This window comes from Kordia sp. E (assembly GCF_056033805.1).
This window is the reverse complement of sequence record NZ_JBRASR010000002.1, coordinates 798,346-818,964: the sequence shown is the minus strand read 5'-3', so window position 1 is coordinate 818,964 and position 20,619 is coordinate 798,346. Positions and strand designations below refer to the sequence as shown.

General features: G+C 33.4%; 22 protein-coding genes. 16 read left to right on the top strand and 6 right to left on the bottom strand.

The window, feature by feature from the left end; translation table 11 throughout:
• Positions 1–50 precede the first annotated feature (50 nt).
• A complete protein-coding gene (locus ACUUYC_RS06690) occupies positions 51–659 on the top strand; it encodes a superoxide dismutase (protein WP_474264804.1) in 609 nt (202 codons plus the stop codon).
• Positions 660–1,132: 473 nt separating this feature from the next.
• On the opposite strand, the gene ACUUYC_RS06685 is transcribed toward ACUUYC_RS06690, so the two are convergent.
• The 5 genes from ACUUYC_RS06685 to purN all read right to left on the bottom strand — a co-directional run bounded on the left by ACUUYC_RS06685 (position 1,133) and on the right by purN (position 5,847).
• Positions 1,133–3,031, bottom strand: coding sequence for a class II glutamine amidotransferase (locus tag ACUUYC_RS06685; RefSeq protein WP_474266359.1), 1,899 nt, complete (start codon positions 3,029–3,031; stop codon positions 1,133–1,135).
• Positions 3,032–3,100: 69 nt separating this feature from the next.
• On the bottom strand, positions 3,101–4,027 hold the full coding sequence (locus ACUUYC_RS06680; RefSeq protein ID WP_474264803.1) for a PfkB family carbohydrate kinase: 927 nt from the start codon (positions 4,025–4,027) through the stop codon (positions 3,101–3,103).
• Positions 4,028–4,140: 113 nt separating this feature from the next.
• Positions 4,141–4,731: an START domain-containing protein gene (locus tag ACUUYC_RS06675; protein WP_474264802.1), complete on the bottom strand. Its 591-nt coding sequence runs from the start codon at positions 4,729–4,731 to the stop codon at positions 4,141–4,143.
• A 58-nt stretch (positions 4,732–4,789) separates the two neighbouring features.
• Positions 4,790–5,266, bottom strand: a complete 477-nt coding sequence (gene rnhA / locus ACUUYC_RS06670) for a ribonuclease HI (protein WP_474264801.1) — start codon at positions 5,264–5,266, stop codon at positions 4,790–4,792.
• Entirely contained in the window at positions 5,266–5,847 is a 582-nt protein-coding gene (gene purN / locus ACUUYC_RS06665) for a phosphoribosylglycinamide formyltransferase (protein WP_474264800.1), read from the bottom strand. Before purN ends, rnhA begins: the two co-directional genes overlap by 1 nt.
• A gap of 188 nt (positions 5,848–6,035) precedes the next feature.
• On the opposite strand from purN, the gene ACUUYC_RS06660 reads away from it, so the two are divergent.
• From ACUUYC_RS06660 to ACUUYC_RS06630, 7 genes are all read left to right on the top strand, one after another.
• Positions 6,036–6,272 (top strand): acyl carrier protein, encoded by a 237-nt coding sequence (locus ACUUYC_RS06660; protein WP_474264798.1) that lies wholly within the window; start codon positions 6,036–6,038, stop codon positions 6,270–6,272.
• A gap of 106 nt (positions 6,273–6,378) precedes the next feature.
• A complete protein-coding gene (gene fabF / locus ACUUYC_RS06655) occupies positions 6,379–7,629 on the top strand; it encodes a beta-ketoacyl-ACP synthase II (RefSeq protein ID WP_474264797.1) in 1,251 nt (416 codons plus the stop codon).
• A gap of 10 nt (positions 7,630–7,639) precedes the next feature.
• Positions 7,640–8,374, top strand: a complete 735-nt coding sequence (gene rnc, locus ACUUYC_RS06650) for a ribonuclease III (RefSeq protein ID WP_474264796.1) — start codon at positions 7,640–7,642, stop codon at positions 8,372–8,374.
• Between the two features lie 183 nt (positions 8,375–8,557).
• Positions 8,558–9,043, top strand: a complete 486-nt coding sequence (locus ACUUYC_RS06645; protein ID WP_474264795.1) for an IPExxxVDY family protein — start codon at positions 8,558–8,560, stop codon at positions 9,041–9,043.
• Positions 9,043–10,473, top strand: coding sequence for a pyruvate kinase (pyk, locus tag ACUUYC_RS06640; RefSeq protein WP_474264793.1), 1,431 nt, complete (start codon positions 9,043–9,045; stop codon positions 10,471–10,473). Before ACUUYC_RS06645 ends, pyk begins: the two co-directional genes overlap by 1 nt.
• 90 nt (positions 10,474–10,563) lie before the next feature.
• Positions 10,564–11,220, top strand: a complete 657-nt coding sequence (locus ACUUYC_RS06635) for a hypothetical protein (protein WP_474264791.1) — start codon at positions 10,564–10,566, stop codon at positions 11,218–11,220.
• Between the two features lie 16 nt (positions 11,221–11,236).
• On the top strand, positions 11,237–11,860 hold the full coding sequence (locus tag ACUUYC_RS06630; RefSeq protein WP_474264789.1) for a low molecular weight phosphatase family protein: 624 nt from the start codon (positions 11,237–11,239) through the stop codon (positions 11,858–11,860).
• 47 nt (positions 11,861–11,907) lie between these two features.
• Here the strand turns inward: ACUUYC_RS06630 and dinB are convergent, their stop codons facing one another.
• A complete protein-coding gene (gene dinB / locus ACUUYC_RS06625) occupies positions 11,908–13,020 on the bottom strand; it encodes a DNA polymerase IV (RefSeq protein WP_474264788.1) in 1,113 nt (370 codons plus the stop codon).
• 280 nt (positions 13,021–13,300) lie between these two features.
• Here dinB and ACUUYC_RS06620 point away from each other — a divergent pair, with 280 nt between their 5' ends.
• The 8 genes from ACUUYC_RS06620 to ACUUYC_RS06585 all read left to right on the top strand — a co-directional run bounded on the left by ACUUYC_RS06620 (position 13,301) and on the right by ACUUYC_RS06585 (position 20,549).
• The gene (locus ACUUYC_RS06620) at positions 13,301–13,777 is read left to right on the top strand and encodes a CYTH domain-containing protein (protein ID WP_474264787.1); all 477 of its coding nucleotides are present in this window, start codon (positions 13,301–13,303) and stop codon (positions 13,775–13,777) included.
• Positions 13,770–14,261 carry a YciI family protein gene (locus ACUUYC_RS06615; RefSeq protein ID WP_474264786.1) on the top strand — a complete coding sequence of 164 codons (492 nt, stop codon included), beginning with the start codon at positions 13,770–13,772 and terminating at the stop codon, positions 14,259–14,261. The genes ACUUYC_RS06620 and ACUUYC_RS06615 overlap by 8 nt, the downstream gene beginning before the upstream one ends.
• A gap of 31 nt (positions 14,262–14,292) precedes the next feature.
• Positions 14,293–15,171: an endonuclease/exonuclease/phosphatase family protein gene (locus ACUUYC_RS06610; RefSeq protein ID WP_474264785.1), complete on the top strand. Its 879-nt coding sequence runs from the start codon at positions 14,293–14,295 to the stop codon at positions 15,169–15,171.
• Between the two features lie 618 nt (positions 15,172–15,789).
• Positions 15,790–17,097, top strand: coding sequence for a PcfJ domain-containing protein (locus tag ACUUYC_RS06605; RefSeq protein WP_474264784.1), 1,308 nt, complete (start codon positions 15,790–15,792; stop codon positions 17,095–17,097).
• 182 nt (positions 17,098–17,279) lie between these two features.
• Positions 17,280–18,677, top strand: coding sequence for an RtcB family protein (locus tag ACUUYC_RS06600; protein ID WP_474264783.1), 1,398 nt, complete (start codon positions 17,280–17,282; stop codon positions 18,675–18,677).
• 146 nt (positions 18,678–18,823) lie between these two features.
• Positions 18,824–19,378: a tetratricopeptide repeat protein gene (locus tag ACUUYC_RS06595; RefSeq protein ID WP_474264781.1), complete on the top strand. Its 555-nt coding sequence runs from the start codon at positions 18,824–18,826 to the stop codon at positions 19,376–19,378.
• Between the two features lie 12 nt (positions 19,379–19,390).
• Positions 19,391–19,987, top strand: a complete 597-nt coding sequence (prfH, locus tag ACUUYC_RS06590; RefSeq protein ID WP_474264780.1) for a peptide chain release factor H — start codon at positions 19,391–19,393, stop codon at positions 19,985–19,987.
• Positions 19,988–20,000: 13 nt separating this feature from the next.
• Positions 20,001–20,549 carry a hypothetical protein gene (locus ACUUYC_RS06585; RefSeq protein ID WP_474264779.1) on the top strand — a complete coding sequence of 183 codons (549 nt, stop codon included), beginning with the start codon at positions 20,001–20,003 and terminating at the stop codon, positions 20,547–20,549.
• The last annotated feature ends 70 nt before the right edge of the window (positions 20,550–20,619 follow it).

Here is a 20,619-nt window from a genome sequence, read left to right as displayed (position 1 = left end):
TTATTTTTGAAGTATTAAAAATGAATGTTTAATTAATAAATATAGATATAATGGCTTTTGAATTACCAAAATTATCATACGCATACGATGCTTTAGAACCAAATATTGACGCAAGAACAATGGAGATTCACCATTCTAAACATCATAACGGATATACTACAAAATTAAACGCAGCTGTTGCTGGAACAGATTTAGAAGGAAAGTCAATTGAAGATATTCTTGGAAATCTAGACATGAGTAATGGAGCTGTTCGTAATAATGGTGGAGGATTTTACAACCATAGTCTTTTTTGGGAAGTAATGAATCCAGAAGGAAAAGGAAGATTATCTGGAGAATTAAAAGATGCTATTGAAGCAGCTTACGGATCTGTAGATGCTTTTAAAGATGCTTTTAGTAAAGCAGCAGCAACACAGTTTGGTTCAGGATGGGCTTGGCTTTGTGTTCATAAAGGAGGAAAAGTAGAAGTTTGTTCAACACCAAACCAAGACAATTCATTAATGCCAGGAGTTGGTTGTGGAGGAACACCAATTTTAGGATTGGATGTTTGGGAACACGCATATTACTTAAACTACCAAAACAGACGTCCTGATTATATTAATGCATTCTTTAATGTAATTAACTGGAACGAAGTTGAAAGACGTTATGCAGAGAGCAAATAAGAAATAATAAACTCTTATACATATATAAAAGGCGAACAGAAATGTTCGTCTTTTTTGTTTATATAATTTAAAAATGCTTTGATTTAAATAGTTAAGACTTTTATAATCAGGAATCAAGATGTTTTTTGATGCTGTTTTTGTAAAGTTTGAAGCCTTATTTTCTATATGAATTAAGAGGAAACGTCTATATCTAGGAGCGTCAGCGGTCAAAAAGCGAAGCGATTTAAGAAAGATATTTCACTTTTGCGCATAAAAAAAGGTGGAATAAACCACCTTTTTTTGCCCCAAATCTTACCATGAACTTAACCTACTTATGCTATGGCATTGCTAATGTAAGTAGAGTAGTTAAATCTCACCTAATAAATCAGACCAAATACCTCTTTTTTAGACTAAGTGTGTATTTTAACTTTTCTTTAGGATTTCAATATCAATGAGATAAAATTTCTTACACTAAAAATCTCTTTTTTTATAGCCTAGTACGCGCGCTCTTTATTTCCTTCAAAAAAGTTAATAAAAGCACGATTTACAACACGATTTCCTCCGTTAGTTGGATAGTTTCCTGTAAAGTACCAATCTCCTAAATTATTTGGGCATGCTTTATTGAGATTAGCGACTTTTTGGAAAATTACGTTGACTTCAGCATTCACAACATCTGTCTTGATAAGTTCACTTATTTTTTCTGATATTTCTTCATCTGTAAAAGGATCATATATTTCTTTTACAAAATTTTGCACATCAATATCTTTTAAATTTTCTTGTGCTTTACACTTTTTATATATTTCCTCTACTAAACCATAATTGTTTTGATCTTTTAATAAAGATAAAGCTGCTCTAAAGGCAATTAAATCCTCCATACGAGCCATATCAATACCATAACAGTCTGGATAGCGTATTTGTGGCGCAGAAGACACCACAACAATTTTCTTTGGATGCAAACGATCCATCATTTTAATGATACTTTTCTTGAGCGTCGTTCCACGAACAATACTATCATCAATAATGACTAAATTATCTTCAGGTTGTATAACTCCATAGGTAACATCATAAACGTGTGCTACTAAATCATCACGACTACTATCTTCCGTTATAAATGTTCGAAGTTTTACATCTTTAATAGCAATTTTTTCAACTCTAGGTCTTTCAGAAAGGATTTCACGTACTTTTTCAGCAGACAATGAGCGTTGTCCTTCTAAAATTTCTTTGGTTTTACGTTCATTTAAATATTCTTCTACAGCTTCGGTAAGCCCAAAAAAGGACGTTTCTGCGGTATTTGGAATAAATGAAAATACAGTATTTCTAATATCATCATCAATAGCTTTTAATACTTTTGGAAGCAATAGCTTTCCTAGTGTTTTTCGCTCTTGATAAATTTCTGCATCACTTCCGCGAGAAAAATAAATACGTTCAAAAGAACATGCTTTGCGCTCTATTGGCTCTAAAATTTCTTTGGTTTGAACCGTTCCATCTTTTTTGATAATTAATGCATTTCCAGGATCAATTTCCTGTACATTATCAAAATCTACATTAAATACTGTTTGAATCACTGGTCGTTCAGACGCAACAACAACAATTTCATCATCTTTATAGTAATACGCTGGACGAATTCCTGCTGGATCTCTCAATACAAAAGAATCTCCATGACCTAATAATCCAGCCATTGCGTAACCACCATCCCAATTTTTAGCAGATTTACGTAAAATCTTAGCTAAATTTAATCGTTCTGCGATTAATGGAGATGCTTCTTCTTTATTGTAACCTTCAGCTTTAAGCTTTTTATATAATTTGGCAACAGCATCATCTAAAAAGTGACCGATTTTTTCCATGATAGTCACCGTGTCTGTTTTTTCTTTTGGATGTTGCCCTATTTTAATGAGGTTATCAAAAAGCTCATTAACATTGGTCATGTTGAAGTTTCCGGCAACAATTAAATTACGATGCATCCAGTTATTCTGTCTTAAAAACGGATGTACACTTTCAATACTATTTTTACCAAAAGTTCCATAACGTACGTGTCCTAAAAACAATTCGCCAACATATGGCAATTCTTTCTTTTGACGTGCTACATCATTTTGTAAACTAGGAGTTTCTTCCAAAATATTGTTGATGCGTTCGTTTACTTGCGCAAAAATATCTTGTATAGGTTGTTGTTTGTTAGAACGAACTCTACTAATATATCGTTCTCCCGGATTCATATCGAGTTTAATGGTTGCTAAACCAGCACCATCTTGTCCTCTATTGTGCTGCTTTTCCATTAGTAAGTACATTTTATTAATGCCATAAAATGCAGTACCATATTTTTCTTTATAGTATTCTAATGGTTTTAAAAGCCTTAAAAGTGCAATACCGCACTCGTGTTTCAAAGCGTCACTCATTGTTGTAGTTTGTTGTGTTGTTGTTATGTATTGTGACAAAAAAAAGCGCTCAGTTTTGAGCGCTTTTTTTTAGTTTACTTCTATTTCAAACTGAGTCAGTTGTTTAAACTGCTTCAGGCGTTCTGTTATTTCATCACTTGTGAGCGATTCCATTCGTTCTGTTCCAAATTTTTCGACACAAAAGGAAGCTAAGTTAGAACCGTATATAATGGCGTTTTTCATACTTTCAAACGAAATGTCTTCGTGCTTTGCTAAATATCCAGAAAAACCTCCTGCAAATGTATCTCCAGCTCCTGTTGGATCAAATACTTCTTCTAAAGGTAATGCAGGTGCAAAGAAAATATTTCCATCATTAAAAATCAATGCGCCATGTTCTCCTTTTTTAATAACTACATATTTAGGACCCATTTCATGAATCTTTTGTGCAGCTTTTACTAAGGAGTATTCTTTTGATAATTGACGAGCTTCTTCGTCATTAATTGTAATTACGTCTACTTTTTTGATAACGTCTAATAAATCGTCCCAAGCACAATCCATCCAAAAATTCATTGTATCCAATACAATTAGCTTTGGTTTTTTGCTCATTTGATTAATTACGCTCATTTGAACACCAGGATGCAAATTTCCTAACATTACTATTTCAGCATCTTTATAATTTTCTGGAACAACTGGGTTGAAATCTGCCAATACGTTTAGTTCTGTAGCTAACGTATCTCTTGAGTTCATATCATTATGATATTTTCCACTCCAAAAGAATGTTTTTCCTCCTTTTACAATTTCTATTCCTGAAATATCAATATTTCTAGCTGCTAACATGTCTAAGTATTCTTGTGGAAAATCTTCTCCAACAACAGATACAATAGCAGAATCTACATTAAAATTTGAAGCAGATAATCCAATATATGTAGCTGCGCCACCTAAGATTTTATCTGTTTTTCCAAATGGTGTTTCAATAGCATCAAAAGCAACCGTCCCAACAATTAATAATTTGCTCATTTTTCTAATTAAAAATTTTTGCAAACTTACATAAAATTTTCCCAAGAAAATAGCTAGATGAGATAGATGTATGTTTTCAGGTTTTTTTTGAGTAAAAGCATTACAATAGAAGACTACTGAACACGTTCGCGCAAAGCGATAAAGTTGTTATATGGAGCTTTTGCAATCATACTATTTACAAACCAACTGGGTAAGTTTCCGCTAGGATCGCCATGCATTTGATGTGTTATCTTTACCATAGTGCCTTTTTGTTCTAATAACCAATATCCTTCAAAATTAGTCATTCGCAAATAATCTTCTTGAATTTCATACTTGTCGGAAGCAGGCGTGAGATTAATTCGAATCACATCTTTTGAAATTCTTTGGAGATTTAACCAACTTACAAAATCTCTATTACGTAGTGGCCAAGGTAAATCGAGTGCCATCCAAATAAGATATTCGCTTTCCGAAGTTTTTTCAAGGAGTTTACTATCAATAGCTCTGTAGTTCCAAAGATGTAATTGATCGCCATCAATAATTATATTCTTTACCTTATCTAAAGAGCTTTCAACAGTCATTTCAGCTTTATATGCCTTTAGTTTGCTAGAGTCAATAGATTTAGTGTAAACCTGAATATCATTTTTATCCTTCTTTAGTTTCCATTCTTTCTGAGCAGAAAGTGATGTAAAAAAGAAAAGGCAAAAAAGAGCAATGTAGATTTTCATGTTTGATTTTGAGGGAATTATAAGCGTGAAAATACAAATATGATACCAGAAAAGCTATTTATAGTAATTTACTGCTTTCGTTCTCGTGGAAAGCATCTATTTTTAATTTCTCTTTTTTTGAAGCTTCTACGGCTAAAAAATCACAACGTTCATTCTGAGCATGATTGTTATGTCCTTTAATCCATTGAAAACGCACAATATGTCTTCGGTAAATTTTTAAGAAGCGCATCCATAGATCACTGTTTTTCTTTCCAGAGAATCCTTTTTTTTCCCAGCCAAACACCCATTTTTTCTCTACAGAGTCTACTACATACTTAGAATCCGTAAAAACTTTTGCTTCTGTATGCATAAACTTTAGTTTCTCTAATGCAACAATAACAGCTAGTAATTCCATGCGATTATTGGTTGTTTTTCGATATCCTTCTGAAAATTCTTTACGATACGGCTTTCCAACCCATTCCATTACAATTCCATAACCACCAGGTCCTGGATTTCCTCTGGAAGAACCGTCTGTATATATATGTACGTCTGCCATTATTTAGTATCCAAATTTGAAGTTAGTACCTGTTCAATAACTTCAGGAAAGTGTTTATATTCTAATTTATGAATCTTTTGTGCAACGGTTTCTGGTGTATCTAATTCTGTCAAATTAGTCTTCGCTTGAAAAATAATAGCGCCTTCATCATAATTTTCATTGACAAAATGTATGGTAATGCCACTTTCTTTTTCTTTATTTGCAACGACAGCATCATGCACATGTGATCCGTACATGCCTTTTCCTCCATATTTTGGAAGTAAGGCTGGATGAATGTTGACGACTTTATTTGGGAATGCCGCGAGAATATGTTCAGGAAATTTCCATAGAAAGCCAGCAAGGACAATTAAGTCAATATGTGCGCTTTGTAATAGATTTAGAACATCATCGCTATGATATAGTGCAATTCTGTTAAAGCTAATTGCACTGATTTTCAATGATTTAGCTCGGTCTAAAACTTTGGCATGCTGATTGTTAGTCAAAACTTGAACAACGGAAGCGTTATTTCGTTCTTGAAAATATCGAATAATATTTTCAGCATTTGTTCCGGAACCTGAAGCAAAAATTGCAATACGCTTCATAAAAAGAATGAAATTTAAGTGACTGTTGTTTCGACAAAAAAAAGAATAATTATTAACAAAATGAAGGTAAAAGCAAATTACTTATTCTAAAATTTTAGTAAATTAGATCACATTTTTCAAACAAAATGTTGTTTTAAATTAAAGTTTTTTATTTTTGCCAACAATTAAATTTTAAAAACTATAAGATTATGTCAGACATTGCATCAAGAGTAAAAGCGATTATCGTAGACAAATTAGGTGTAGATGAAAACGAAGTTGTAGCTGAAGGAAGCTTCACTAACGACTTAGGAGCAGACTCACTAGACACGGTAGAATTAATTATGGAATTCGAAAAAGAATTCGATATTCAAATTCCAGACGATCAAGCAGAGAACATTGCGACTGTAGGTCAAGCTATCTCTTACATTGAAGAAGCAAAAAAGTAAGGAAAGAATAAAATTTCATATTTTAAAAAGACATTAGAATGCAATTTTGCATTCTAATGTTTTGTTAAAGAGATTTCTTCTTAATTTTTAAACGAATTTATCAAAGATGGAATTAAAGCGAGTTGTAGTTACAGGTTTGGGAGCATTGACCCCAATCGGAAATACAGTAGAAGAATATTGGAATGCACTTATGGCTGGAAAAAGCGGAGCTGCTCCAGTGACACATTTTGATGCAGAAAAGTTTAAAACAAAATTCGCTTGTGAAGTAAAGAATTTTACGGTCACAGATTTTATCCACAGAAAGAATGCTAGAAAGATGGATAAGTTTTCGCAATATGCAATGGTCGCTTCCGATGAAGCAATTGCAGATGCAAAACTAGATTTGGAAAGCATTAACAAATTAAGAGTAGGTGTTATTTGGGGAGCTGGAATTGGTGGTTTAGAAACCTTCCAAGAAGAAGTTATCAATTTTGCCAATGGTGATGGAACTCCAAAATTCAACCCTTTCTTTATTCCCAAAATGATTGCAGATATTGCTCCTGGAAATATTTCTATAAAATATGGATTTATGGGGCCAAATTATACGACAGTATCTGCCTGTGCATCATCAGCAAATGCTATGATTGATGCTTTAAACAATATTAGATTAGGACATTGTGATGTTATTGTAACTGGTGGAAGTGAAGCCGCAGTTACGATTGCTGGAATGGGTGGATTTAACGCCATGCATGCCATGTCAACTCGCAATGATGATCCACAAAGTGCCTCACGACCATTTGATGCAACCAGAGATGGTTTCGTACTTGGTGAAGGAGCTGGAGCAATAGTTCTTGAAGAATATGAACATGCAATAGCAAGAGGTGCAAAAATATATGCAGAAGTTGTTGGTGGAGGTTTGTCGTCAGATGCTTACCACATGACAGCGCCGCATCCAGATGGAATCGGTGTTGTAGCCGTTATGAAAAACTGTCTTGAAAATGCAGGAATGCAGCCAGAAGATGTTGATCATATCAATACACACGGAACATCAACTCCGTTAGGAGATGTAGCAGAGCTAAAAGCAATTACAGAAGTTTTTGGAACTCATGCTAAAAACATAAATATTAACTCTACGAAGTCCATGACAGGACATTTATTGGGTGCAGCAGGTGCTATTGAAGCTATTGCTTCTATACTTGCTATGGAACATGGAATTGTTCCACCAACCATAAATCATACTACCGTAGATGAAAATATAGATTCGAGTCTTAACTTAACATTAAACGAACCTCAAAAACGAGATGTAAAAGTTGCTATGAGCAACACATTTGGATTTGGAGGACATAACGCTTGTGTGTTGTTTAAAAAGTTAGATTAATTCAAATTCAATGAATTTTGTTCGAAAAATATTAAATTCCCGATCCGATGAAGACGGGAGTTTTTTTGCCGAACTCGAAGATATTTTAGGATTTAAAACTCGCAGAAAGAAATTTTACAAGAAAGCCTTTACTCATCGTTCTATGAATCAGAAAGATGCCAAAGGAAATTCTGTAAATTATGAACGCTTAGAATTTTTAGGTGACGCAATGTTGAGTAGTGTTATTTCTGCTTATCTATTCACAGAAGTTCCGTCTGGAAATGAAGGATATTTAACCAAAATGCGTTCTAAAATTGTGAGTCGTGAGCATTTAAATGAGCTTGGACGCGATTTAAAATTAATTGAACTTGTACAATCGCGTATTCCAAAAGATAACTTTGGCGAAAATATTCATGGAAATCTATTTGAAGCACTAGTTGGTGCAATATTTTTAGACAAAGGTTATAAATATTGCGAACGATTTATTCATTATCGCGTGATCTCTCCATATGTTGATATTGAACGCTTGGAGGGAAAAGTAATTAGTTATAAAAGTTTACTCATTGAATGGTGTCAAAAAGAGAAGAAAACCTTCAAATTTGACGTTTATGAAGATACTGGAAATGACGAATTAAAACATTTTGCAGTAAAGCTATTTATTGACAATAGAGTAGCAGGAAAAGCACGTGCAACTTCCAAAAAGAAAGCAGAAGAAAAAGCATCAAAACGAGCTTATTTTGCATTTCAAACACAAATATCTACTTAAAAAGTATTGTAAAATCTACTCCTAATTCATAGATTTTACAATAATTTCATTCAAATTTTACGATTTCAAAAAAAGAAACCTCCAACGATAACGTTTTCGTTGTGAATTCTTTAGAAACATTATAAAAAAATAACATTTATGTAGTCATTAAATTATATATTTACAATGCTAATTGTAAGATTTATGGCAATTCATAAACTCTTTGAAGATGATTTTGAAGAAGATAATTATACCCTGATAGCAATTCATTGCTCAACAGAAGATTACCGACTTGCCTATCTTTTGAATACAAATCTCAATTTAAAATTAGCGCGAAAATCGGAAGATTTAGATTACAATTACATGGAAGCTTCTTTTTCGATTTATGAGTGGAATGATGAAGAAAATTTTATCAAATGGAGTTTGGTCGCAAATACAAGTAAAAAAGAAGTTGAGCGTGTAGCAAGCGCAGGATCGTTATTTTCAGAGCAACATGGAAAACAACTAATTTCTAAATACTTGATTCCCGAACGAAAAAGAGTAGATTATTTCATAAAAATAGAAAGTGATAACTACTTAAAATCTTCCAAACTCATCGTGTCAAAAGTAAATGCTATTGCAGAAGTAATTACTGCATATACCATAAACCCCAATCAACTAAAATCTAAAAACAATTTAATTTTTGAGTAATGCCAAAAAGAAAAAAGACGAAAATAGTAGCTACATTAGGACCAGCAACAAGTTCTAAGGAAATCCTTAAAAAAATGATTGAGCAAGGAGTAGATGTATTTCGCATCAACTTTTCGCATGCCAATTATGATGACGTAAAAGAACGTATTGCAATGATTCGCGAATTAAGCGAAGAATATGGATATAATACTTCGATACTAGCTGATTTACAAGGTCCAAAACTAAGAGTTGGAGTAATGTCAGAAGATGTAATTGTAGAGCCAGGAGACGAAATTATATTCTGTACAGGAAAAGAATTCAAAGGAACATCAAAAAAGGTGTACATGAATTATCAAAACTTTCCAAGAGATGTAAAAGCTGGTGAACGCATCTTATTAGATGATGGAAAACTCATGTTTGAAGTTGTCGCTACGGATGGAAAACAAGAAGTTACAACCAAAGTTATTCAAGGTGGACCTTTAAAATCAAAAAAAGGTGTCAACCTTCCAAATACAGCTATTTCATTACCTGCATTGACAGAGAAAGATGTTAAAGATGCCATTTTTGCTATTGGGCAAGAAGTCGATTGGTTAGCACTTTCATTTGTTCGTCATAGTCAGGATTTAATAGACTTACAATCAATAATCAATGAGCATTCGGAACATAAAATTCCAATTATTGCTAAAATTGAAAAACCTGAAGCTGTTGAAAATATAGATAAAATTGTTGCATACTGTGATGGTTTAATGGTTGCTCGTGGTGATTTAGGAGTAGAAGTTCCTGCTGAAGAAGTACCACTAATTCAAAAACAATTGGTGTTACGCGCTAAAAAAGCGAGAATTCCTGTAATTATTGCTACACAAATGATGGAAACAATGATTACAAGTCTTACGCCAACAAGAGCTGAGGTAAATGATGTTGCAAATTCTGTAATGGATGGAGCTGATGCTGTAATGTTATCAGGAGAAACTTCCGTTGGAAAATATCCAGTACAAGTAATCCAGCAAATGACGAAAATCATCAAAAGTGTTGAAGATTCGCCATTAATTAATGTTCCGCATTCGCCACCACATATTCGTACGAAGCGTTACATCACAAAATCGGTATGTTACCACGCTTCGCATATGGCAAACGAAATCAAAGCAAAAGCTATTTGTACACTAACAAATAGTGGATATACAGCATTTCAGATTTCAGCTTGGCGACCAGATTCACATATCTTAGTATTTACATCAAACTATAGAATACTTTCACAATTAAACCTACTTTGGGGCGTAAAAGCATTCTTCTATGACAAATTTGTAAGTACAGATGATACTGTTGAAGATGTTAACAGAATTGCAAAAGCAAAAGGATTTGTAAAGAAAAACGATATGCTAATCAACTTAGCAGCAATGCCAATTACTGATAAAGGAATGGTAAATACTTTGCGTGTTTCGTTAATTGAATAATACTTGAAAATTTTATACATTGTACACAATATGCTTCAATAAATTTTGAAGCATATTTTTTTTATAACAAATACTTAAAGTTAACAACACATGGCTGAAGATTTTTTAATAGAAATTGGCAAAGAAAATAGACAAAGCAATTCGGAAGAAACGCCAAAACAAACGCCACCACCAGAAAATGATGGTAAAAAACCTTCGCAAAATAAAAAATATCTAAAAGGATGTGGTTGCGGTTGTTTAGTGTTGATTCTACTTTTTTTCGGAATTTCATTATGGATAGGTTCTTCCATGGAAGAGGAAAGTAGTAAAGATTTGAGATATACATACTTAAAACAAGACATAAAAGCTCTTACAGACAACACAGATCGCTTGGATGCCTATGCAATCCTTATAAAAGAATGTGTTGATACAGGTGTTGAATCGGACGGAGAAGTAAACATGGATAACATAAAATACTTTACACGTCGTAATGAAAACAAACTATTAGTGTTGTTAGAAGTTAGAGATTTAAAAGGAATTGAAGCTTCTTCTCGCCGTATAATTGTAGATGTAATTGAAGAATGTTTAGAATACATACAAGATGATAGTGGCATTACGGAATACTATATTTGTGTAGAAGGAAAGTGGAATACATTATTAGTAAAAACTCCAAAAAAATCTGATTTAGGCGGACGATTTGCAGATAATAAACTGTTATTACCTTTTTATAATGAATACGTAAAAGACAGCTTGCCAAGTTTAGAATAATCGAAAAAAATAAATTATGATTTTTCAAGAATTACAACAAAATATTGAAAAACTAGTACAACAGTTTGACACAATTTCAGGAGACAGAAAACTACAATTAGAAAAACTATCAGGATACATCCAAAAAAAGTATGCTGATAAACAAACTCCTAAACTTATTGTGATTTGTACGCACAACTCACGAAGAAGTCATTTAGGACAATTGTGGTTGGCACTTGCAGGAGATTATTATGATTTGCCAAAATTGGAAACATTTTCAGGAGGAACGGAAGCAACGGCTTTTCATCCAAATGCTATTGCAGCAGTAAAAAGAATTGGTTTTAAAGTAGAAAAAGAAGCAGAAGCAAAGAATCCAATATATAATATTCATTGGCAAGCAGACCAAGAAGCGTATCAAGCGTTTTCAAAACGATTTGAAGACAATCCAAATCCTACAGAAGCATTTGCGGCAATCATGGTATGTACGGAAGCAGATGAAGGTTGTCCGTTTGTACCTGGAACGGATTTTAGAATTCCACTGCCTTTCAATGATCCAAAAGCATTTGATGGAACATCGCAAGAAGCAGCAAAATATGATGAACGATGCAAACAAATAGGAACGGAAATGCTGTATATATTATCGAACGTTTCTGTGAATTAAATAGTAGATTCCACATCAAGTACGGAATGACAGGGGAAATAAAAACATTAAAATTCAAACTTTAACTGGACAGAAATACTCTTTTTCTGTTCAGGTTTTTCTTTTTTCTTGTCTTTTTTATCAGTGTTTAAATTGCTTAAAGAAATTCCCAATAAACGTACGGAATTTTTTAATTTCTCTTGATATAATAAATCTTTTACGGTTTCTAAAATCAAGCTTTTATCTGAAATAAAATAGGGAATTGTTTTACTTCGAGTTTGCGTGGTAAAATCGCTATACTTTATTTTTAGTGTGATTGTTTTTCCTGAAATCGTATACTTTTTTAAACGCCTTTCAAGTTCATTTGCAATATTTTCAAGCTTTTCCAACATAAAAATTTCACTTGTCAAATTGTCTGAAAATGTTCGTTCGGCTGCAACCGATTTTGCAATTCTATTCGGTTTTACTTCACTTAAGTGAATTCCTCTCACAACATTATAATAGAAGCTTCCCGATTTGCCAAAATGCGCTGTTAAGAATTCAACGTCTTTCGTTTTTAAATCTTTTCCAGTAAAAATCCCAAGTTGATACATGCGTTCGGCAGTTACCTTTCCAACACCATAAAACTTACGAATATCCAACGCTTCTAAAAAGTCTAATACTTCTTCTGGTGGAACGGTTTTTTGTCCGTTTGGCTTATTATAATCACTGGCAACTTTGGCAATAAACTTATTAATGGAAATTCCAGCGGAAGCTGTTAAACCAACATCTTTTAAAATCTTAGCTCTAATTTCTTCAGCAATCATGGATGCACTCGGGTTTCCTTTTTTATTCTGAGTCACATCCAAATATGCTTCATCAAGTGACAGTGGTTCTACCAAATCCGTAAACTCATAAAAGATGGCACGTACTTGTTTTGAAATTTCTTGATAACGTGCATATCTTGGTTTCACAAAAATTAAATCAGGACAGCGTTTACGAGCTAAAAAACCACTAATGGCACTTCGTACACCAAACTTTCGTGCTTCATAACTTGCCGCACTTACAACACCACGTTTTCCGCCACCACCAACAGCAAGCGGTTTTCCTTTCAATTCGGGATTATCCAACTGTTCTACAGACGCGTAAAACGCATCCATATCCACATGAATAATTTTTCGTAAAGGGAAATCGAAGTCCATATTCAAAATTATAATATCTTTAGCGTAATATAATGCGAGTTTAATATAAAAATAAAATGTTCAGCGTTCTTTTTCCGAAGTGTAGTAACTATTTTTCGTTGAAAATTTTTGAAGCCTTGGAAAAAATTTAGAAAAATAATTGTGATTTTAGCTTTTTCAGCTAAAAACACCTCTGGAAAAATTCCCTTTCTTTTGTTTCTTTTCTTTGGGAAAGCAAAGAAAACGAAAATAACAAACTGAAAGAAGTTATATTCAACAATACGTTAATCTATTAGTATTCATGCAAGAAATAGAACGAAAATTTCTCGTTAACAGTTTACAATTTAAAGAAGAAGCGGTAAATTCTTTCGAAATAGCACAAGGTTTTCTCAATACACATGCCGAACGCACGGTACGTGTTCGCGTAAAAGGAGATGAAGGTTTTTTAACAGTCAAAGGAAAATCTAGCGAAAGCGGAACAAGTCGTTTTGAATGGGAAACCGCAATTCCAAGCGCAGAAGCCAAACAATTATTAGTGCTTTGCGAAGAAGGAATCATTGAAAAAATTAGGTACAATATTCCAAAAGGAAACCATGTCTTTGAAGTAGATGAATTTTTTGGTGAAAATGAAGGATTAATTGTTGCTGAAGTAGAATTACAGCATGAAAATGAAACGTTTGAAAAACCAATTTGGCTTGCTGAGGAAGTTACAGGTCAAATACAATATTATAATTCTCAACTAAGTAAAAAACCTTATAAAACCTGGCATCATGAATAAATATATCTTCATATTTTTCATTATAATTTTTTGTTTTGCATGTAATAATAAACAAGAAAAACACGAACAAGAAAAAGAACACAAAGTAGAAAAAAAATCTACTGCAGCATTAAAACAAGAACTTTTGAGTAAAGGTTTCAAAATCATTGACTATGTAGATCAAAAAACAAAAGACACTGTGTTAATGCAAGAATACTTCATGGCATTCTTAAAAAAAGGGAAAAACCGAACGCAAAATAAAAAAACGGCAGACAGCTTACAACGCTTACATTTAGACCATTTAGGTAAAATGTATGACTTAGGATATGCAGATATTTCAGGACCTTTTGGTGATCTTGGAGAAATTCGAGGTGTTACAATTTATAATGTACCAACGATTGAAATGGCAGACAGTTTGGCGAACTCTGATCCAATGGTAAAAGCAGGTCGTTTGGAAATTGAAATGCATCCTTGGTGGGCAGCAAAAGGATATCCGTTACGTTAACATGTCATTCCTACGCAGGAAAGAATCCACTATGAAGCTAAAATTCTATCTCAAAAAATTACTGCAAACCTTCTTGTTTGTAGCAATTATAGTTCATTTTACGATTAAAGATACATTCTATATTTCATCTTTATTGTTTTATGCAACGCCGCTTCCGCTAATTGTACTTGGATTATTGTTTTTACTATTGTTACTAAAGGCTTCCGCCAGAAAGTACTATATAATTCTAACACTAGTGATAGCAATTATTTGGATAAAAGACAGCTATGTATCTACTTCAGAAGTAAAAGTATCTGATGGACTGGAAATTGTATTGTGGAATGCCTATAGAATACAAAATTTTGAAGAAGCATTTCATGAAAACGGTTCCATTCCGGATGTAGCAGTATTGATTGAAAGTGATATTGATAAATTAGAAAAAGCTAAAAAAGCGCTCCCAAACTATCATTTTTATTTTAATGATCATGCTATTGGAATCTTCTCAAAAACGCCACTAAAAATTTATTCGAGTGCTACAAAAGAACATGTAACAATGGTTCATTTTAGCACAAATGACATCGATTTTTACGCAGTTGATGTGTATGCAAACATGAAATTTTTTAGAAAACCAATGCTAAAAAATATCCTTTCCAGAATAAAAACCAATGACAAAACAATCATTTTAGGTGACTTTAATGCACCATATTCGTCGTTATTTTTTAAAAATTACAAAAAAAATTATCAGCATGCTTTTACAAAAAAAGGAAGCGGATTTCGGGAAACTTGGTTTTGGAATATTCCACTGCTCTCATTAGATCATATATGGGTTTCCTCAGATTTAGAAATTCAAAAAGTTGAAAAAATCTCTACTTGGAAATCAGATCATTCTATGTTAAAAATGTACCTCAAAAATGATGCTTTGAAAAAATAAATTTGGAAAATTGAAAAATGATCTTCTATATTTGCAAACATCAAAACGTGACAAAAAAACAAACAAATATTAATAAAAAACTATAAAGTGCAAAACGTAAAATTCACATATCGAAATGATGCCGGAAATATTCCGACATACGACTTGGGTTTTACCAGTTGTATCTTTAAATAACATAGATATCACACAAAACAAACCCGAGTCCATAAAAGGCTCGGGTTTTTTTATGCATACATTTTAAAATATGATCAAAACAGGACATACATATATCGCGGAAACAGTTGATAACACTCAGCTTTTGTTCGCATTAGAACCAAACTATTCTTTGGAATAAAGGAATGATATACAACAGTATAAAAGCTCGGTTCTACTATAGAATCGGGCTTTTATGTTTTAAACAAGTTTATAAAACAACAACACAACAAAAACTTAGAAATCGTGTAGCGACACAAAAAGAAGAAAGATGAATTTAATCAAACAAATGGAACGACTGTAAACTCGGGAGTGTGTTTTCAGTACCAAAAAAGAATTTTTTAACGCATTAAAAAAAACAGAAATGCAACAACAAACACAAGTATTGAAAAATTTTACTGAAAACAACATTCAAAAGAGACAGTTATGGAAACATCACAAATACATCGAAAACACAAATCGAAATCCAAAAGATTAAAGGAAAAACTTGAAACAAAAGCTAAAGAAGCGGCAATACAAAAAAGTTTAAAAGAGCATAGTAAAGCAAAAAAAGTATTGTTCCCAGCAATGGTAGAAACGATTTATGAAGGCAAAAAACACCTTCACTATGAGTACAATACGTTAGCGTATACGTTGGACAATTTATTTAGTTCAATAAGTAAAAAAAAGCAATCTAGAAGACGTGATGCGTTTAAAGAAATACTCGATCATTTATTTAAACAACGCTGCACAAAATTATTAAGAAGTGAAGAGTATTTAAACTCAATTTTTCACATTGCTTGGTTTAACTTATTGTACGTGAGAGATGTAAAAAGTTGGAAACGCAACAGCCATAATCCTGAAAAACAACTAAAGGATTTGGTGAAACATTGCTTTGCAGAATACGAAGTTCCAACATTTATGTACGAAGCTTGGATAGATAATAATCGTAAATACATGTTGTGGTTTATAGATTTAGGATGCGGATTAAGCGTTAAAAATCTTTCAAAAATGCCAATTCGTTTAACTAAAAAAGGTGCACACTATTTTTTACAAGCGCCAGCAAGTTATACTATTGAAATGGCATTGCGTAGAGCGCAAGCTTTATCATTTGGTGCAGATAATTTAGTTGCTGAGCGAATAGCACATTCAAGCTTAAGTCGAAACAACTTTGCATATGAAGCTTTTTGGGAAACTGTGATACAGTTTTTTATGAATCAAACAATGTTTGACTTCAATAAAATGGGCGAAATCTTCGATTATTTAAGCGATTGTATCAGAAATGATGCTGAATATTCTATCAAAGGAAGAACAATTACTTCGCTCACGCGACAATCAGACGAATGGCATGTGCAGCAAGCAATTTATGAAGTAAATACAAGAGAATTATATACTTGGAATCCTTCATTAAGCAGTTCATTAATTGTTAGAAAAAAGCAAGAAAAAGACACTAAAAAGTATCGTTTGTTCGAACTCTGTTCATCAAAAGAATTGATTGCAGAAGGGAGAAAAATGAATCATTGTGTGGCTTCATATGCACGTTCATGTCGTGTAAAAGTAACAAGTATTTTCTCGTTGCGAAGTTCAAGCTTTTTAAAAGGACAAGAAACATTAGCAACCATAGAAGTGGACTTACGATCACAAACAATAGTGCAAGCAAAAGCACGATTTAACAAGCCAATTTCGGCTGCAGCCAAAAAAATCATGAAAGATTGGGCAGCGCATCACGATTTGAAAATCGGGAAATGGCTTTAACCCGTATTATGTATTAGAAAATCTATTACATATCTGAATTACGGCAAATACCAACACTAAGTTGTGTTTTTTAATGTAATCATAGCGATGCTATGTTGAAATCAAGAAAACACAGGTATTTATTGTAATTCAAAGCTTCATTACGAAGTTCTAATACAGAATACGGCTTTAAAATTTAAGTTATGGCAAAATTAAAATTACGAGGGAAAGACCTCATAGAAATAGGATACCCGCAAAAGGGAAAAGTAATCAGCATTGCAATTGATGTAATGTTGAGGCATTATAAACGTGAACGCAAAGACAAAGTGTTGCAGCGTTTAAAAACAGTTTTAAAAAATCCTGAAAAATATTTAGGAGATGGAATTCTAGGCAAAATTGCTGAAGGATTGACAACTCCTGTACATATTGAAGCAAAACAATTAGAAACGAAACGAGCGCCGTTTACCATATTTGGTGAAAACGGAATTCAAGAAGAAGCGAAACACCAATTATACACAGCACTGAAATTGCCAATCGCAAAAGCAGGCGCATTAATGCCCGACGGACACGCAGGATATGGGTTGCCAATTGGCGGTGTATTAGCAGCAAAAGATGCGGTAATTCCGTATGGAGTTGGTGTTGATATTGGTTGTAGAATGTGTTTGTCTATTTATGATATTCCAGTTTCATATTTGGAAGGTCACAAAGATAAATATGTAAATATGCTACATGAACATACTAAGTTTGGCGGTTATGAGACGCACAAAAGAACTAATGATCATGAAATTTTTGAACGATCGGAATTTAAAGACATTCCAACGGTGAAAAAATTATTCAAAAAGGCATATCAGCAATTAGGTTCATCAGGTGGTGGAAATCATTTTGTAGAATTTGGAATTGTAACTATTTCGGATGTAAAAAACGAATTTAACGTTCCTATCGGGAAATACTTAGGAATTCTGTCACATAGCGGATCGCGTGGTTTGGGAGCAAATATTGCAAAACATTATACCAAGTTAGCAATACAGCAAACACCATTGCCAGGAGAAGCAAAAAACTTAGCGTGGCTCGATTTGAATACGCACGATGGACAAGAATATTGGCTGGCAATGAATTTAGCAGGTGATTACGCTTCGGCGTGTCATCATGATATTCACAAGCGTTTAGGAAAAGCATTAGGTTCAAGACCGTTAGCAATGGTGGAGAATCATCACAATTTTGCTTGGAAAGAAATCGTAAATGGAGAAGAGTTAATTGTGCATCGAAAAGGAGCAACACCAGCGCAAAAAGGAGTTTTGGGAATTATTCCAGGATCTATGACAGCGCCAGGATTTATTGTTCGCGGAACAGGAAATGTACATTCGTTACAATCGGCTTCACATGGAGCAGGACGTTTATTGTCGAGACGAAAGGCAAAGCAAAACATCACGCAAAGTGATATTAAAAAACAATTAAAAGATCATGGAGTAACCTTGATTGGTGGCGGAATTGACGAAGCGCCAATGGCATACAAAAACATTCATCATGTCATGGCAAACCAAACCGAATTGGTAGAAGTTGTTGGAAGTTTTACACCAAAAATTGTTCGCATGGATCGATAGAGTTTATTTGTCATTCCTGTGAAAGCAGGAATCCAAGTAGAGTTGCGTCTTCTCAAGAATACTAGGGAAACTGAGGTTCTCAAGGTTTCTCTAGTATTTAAAATAAAGACGTAAAAAGAGAAAATTTAAACAGTAAAAAAATAAAAATGGCAACATATACAAACGATATATTATTTATTCAAGCGCTAGATAGTTATTCATATGACTTGGAACAATGTGTAGAAAAATTACAATATGTTTTGGGTGGGAATGATCATGCAGGAGCCAATAATTTAATGGGAAGAATTTATCACGAACAATTACACGATTATAAAAGTGCCCGTGAATATTACCATCGTGCATTATGTATTGATCATGAATATGTAGAAACCTATTACTATTATCCGTTCTTATTGATTGATATCTGTGATTACGAAGAAGCTGCACACGTACTTGAAGTTGGGTTTTCATTACCGCAGACAGACAAAGCACGTTTACACTATGTGAAAGCAATTCTTTTAGAAAAGCAGGAACAATATAAAGCAGCCAAAAAGTGCTTGAAGAGATCAAAACATTTGGCTTTAAATGGTGAACATAGATATTTTGTTGATAATCAATTAGATCGTATTAATGAGAAATTAAAAGTAATGAAGAAATCAGCGAAAAATAAAAGAGAAAAGAAAATTAGAAAGAATCTAACATTCAATACAATGTTAGATTAAAAAATAACAATTATGGACAATCAATTTTGGGTGCAAATTTCCTCTGGTTCAGGACCAGAGGAATGTTGCCTCTCCGTAAAATACTTAGTAGAAAAACTAATGCGATTGCCAAATTTTACATTCAATGTTATTGAACTTGTTGCGACAAAATACCAAAACTATAAATCAGTTTGGTTACGAGTAACAGGCGATGTAACAGCATTTAAAAATGATTGGCAAGGCAGCATACAGTTTGTCTTTAAAAGCCCGTATCGTGCACATCATCAGCGTAAAAACTGGTTTGTAAATGTTCGCGTTTACGCAGAACCTAAACAAGTTTCTTGGTCTCCGAAAGAAGTTCAAGTAAAGACAATGAGAAGTTCTGGTGCTGGCGGACAGCATGTAAATAAAGTAGAAACGGCAGTAAGTATTACACATATTCCAACAGGAATTATGGTACAAGCAAGCGAAGAACGCTCGCAATTTTTAAACAAAAAACTAGCATTTGCACGGTTGGATATCGCGATAAGCGCACAAAATCAAAAACAGCAAAACGCGATACAACGACAAAAGTGGATGCAACACAGACAATTGGAACTTGGAAATCCAATTCAAGTATTTAAACAATAAAAAAAACGAAATTATGGGAGCACCACACAACAAAAAAAGATATGGAGAATTGTGGTCACAAGACCGCATTGATCTCTCATTAAAGGAATTACAATTTATAAAAGAATTTATCATCCTATCTGGTGGTTGGGCTTGGCATTTTTTGTCACCAACAAATCATGAAGAGTATAAACATGCGCATGATCATAAAGACATTGACATTTTTGTAGCGCCAAAAAATGTTCCTGATTTAATGTTCATATTATTAGAACGAGATTTTGAAAAAGTATGGACACGTTATGATCATTTGCCAAGCGATGAAAATTTTAGACGCTATGAAAAAAAGGTGTTTAGTGTAACAGGAAAACCAATTCGAATTACGATTGATTTCTTTGTAAAAGCTGAAGTTCCATATAAAACGGTAAAAGGATGGAACGTAGTAGTTCCTGAGTTTTTATTAGGGTTGTATGGTAATATTCACTCAAGTGATAAATGTTGGGCGGTTCAAGCTACTCAAAAGTTATTAGCGAAAGGAATTGATCCGGTAGATAGAGAAGAATTGGTTGCAATTCCAAAAAATTAATAAAAAACTATCTGGAAAATAACTTAGTTATTTGTGAGATGTTGAATTAAGCTCAGCATAACACAAGCAC

Excerpts from the sequence above, each read along its gene's own strand:
- prfH (WP_474264780.1), top strand. The coding sequence starts at position 19,391 with ATGGACAATCAATTTTGGGTGCAAATTTCCTCTGGTTCAGGACCAGAG.
- ACUUYC_RS06680 (WP_474264803.1), bottom strand. The coding sequence starts at position 4,027 with ATGAGCAAATTATTAATTGTTGGGACGGTTGCTTTTGATGCTATTGAA.
- ACUUYC_RS06630 (WP_474264789.1), top strand. The coding sequence starts at position 11,237 with ATGATTTTTCAAGAATTACAACAAAATATTGAAAAACTAGTACAACAG.
- ACUUYC_RS06620 (WP_474264787.1), top strand. The coding sequence starts at position 13,301 with ATGCAAGAAATAGAACGAAAATTTCTCGTTAACAGTTTACAATTTAAA.
- rnhA (WP_474264801.1), bottom strand. The coding sequence starts at position 5,266 with ATGGCAGACGTACATATATATACAGACGGTTCTTCCAGAGGAAATCCA.
- fabF (WP_474264797.1), top strand. The coding sequence starts at position 6,379 with ATGGAATTAAAGCGAGTTGTAGTTACAGGTTTGGGAGCATTGACCCCA.
- pyk (WP_474264793.1), top strand. The coding sequence starts at position 9,043 with ATGCCAAAAAGAAAAAAGACGAAAATAGTAGCTACATTAGGACCAGCA.
- ACUUYC_RS06660 (WP_474264798.1), top strand. The coding sequence starts at position 6,036 with ATGTCAGACATTGCATCAAGAGTAAAAGCGATTATCGTAGACAAATTA.
- ACUUYC_RS06605 (WP_474264784.1), top strand. The coding sequence starts at position 15,790 with ATGGAAACATCACAAATACATCGAAAACACAAATCGAAATCCAAAAGA.
- ACUUYC_RS06690 (WP_474264804.1), top strand. The coding sequence starts at position 51 with ATGGCTTTTGAATTACCAAAATTATCATACGCATACGATGCTTTAGAA.
- rnc (WP_474264796.1), top strand. The coding sequence starts at position 7,640 with ATGAATTTTGTTCGAAAAATATTAAATTCCCGATCCGATGAAGACGGG.
- ACUUYC_RS06595 (WP_474264781.1), top strand. The coding sequence starts at position 18,824 with ATGGCAACATATACAAACGATATATTATTTATTCAAGCGCTAGATAGT.
- ACUUYC_RS06635 (WP_474264791.1), top strand. The coding sequence starts at position 10,564 with ATGGCTGAAGATTTTTTAATAGAAATTGGCAAAGAAAATAGACAAAGC.
- purN (WP_474264800.1), bottom strand. The coding sequence starts at position 5,847 with ATGAAGCGTATTGCAATTTTTGCTTCAGGTTCCGGAACAAATGCTGAA.
- dinB (WP_474264788.1), bottom strand. The coding sequence starts at position 13,020 with ATGGACTTCGATTTCCCTTTACGAAAAATTATTCATGTGGATATGGAT.
- ACUUYC_RS06600 (WP_474264783.1), top strand. The coding sequence starts at position 17,280 with ATGGCAAAATTAAAATTACGAGGGAAAGACCTCATAGAAATAGGATAC.
- ACUUYC_RS06615 (WP_474264786.1), top strand. The coding sequence starts at position 13,770 with ATGAATAAATATATCTTCATATTTTTCATTATAATTTTTTGTTTTGCA.
- ACUUYC_RS06645 (WP_474264795.1), top strand. The coding sequence starts at position 8,558 with ATGGCAATTCATAAACTCTTTGAAGATGATTTTGAAGAAGATAATTAT.
- ACUUYC_RS06610 (WP_474264785.1), top strand. The coding sequence starts at position 14,293 with ATGAAGCTAAAATTCTATCTCAAAAAATTACTGCAAACCTTCTTGTTT.
- ACUUYC_RS06685 (WP_474266359.1), bottom strand. The coding sequence starts at position 3,031 with ATGAGTGACGCTTTGAAACACGAGTGCGGTATTGCACTTTTAAGGCTT.
- ACUUYC_RS06675 (WP_474264802.1), bottom strand. The coding sequence starts at position 4,731 with ATGAAAATCTACATTGCTCTTTTTTGCCTTTTCTTTTTTACATCACTT.
- ACUUYC_RS06585 (WP_474264779.1), top strand. The coding sequence starts at position 20,001 with ATGGGAGCACCACACAACAAAAAAAGATATGGAGAATTGTGGTCACAA.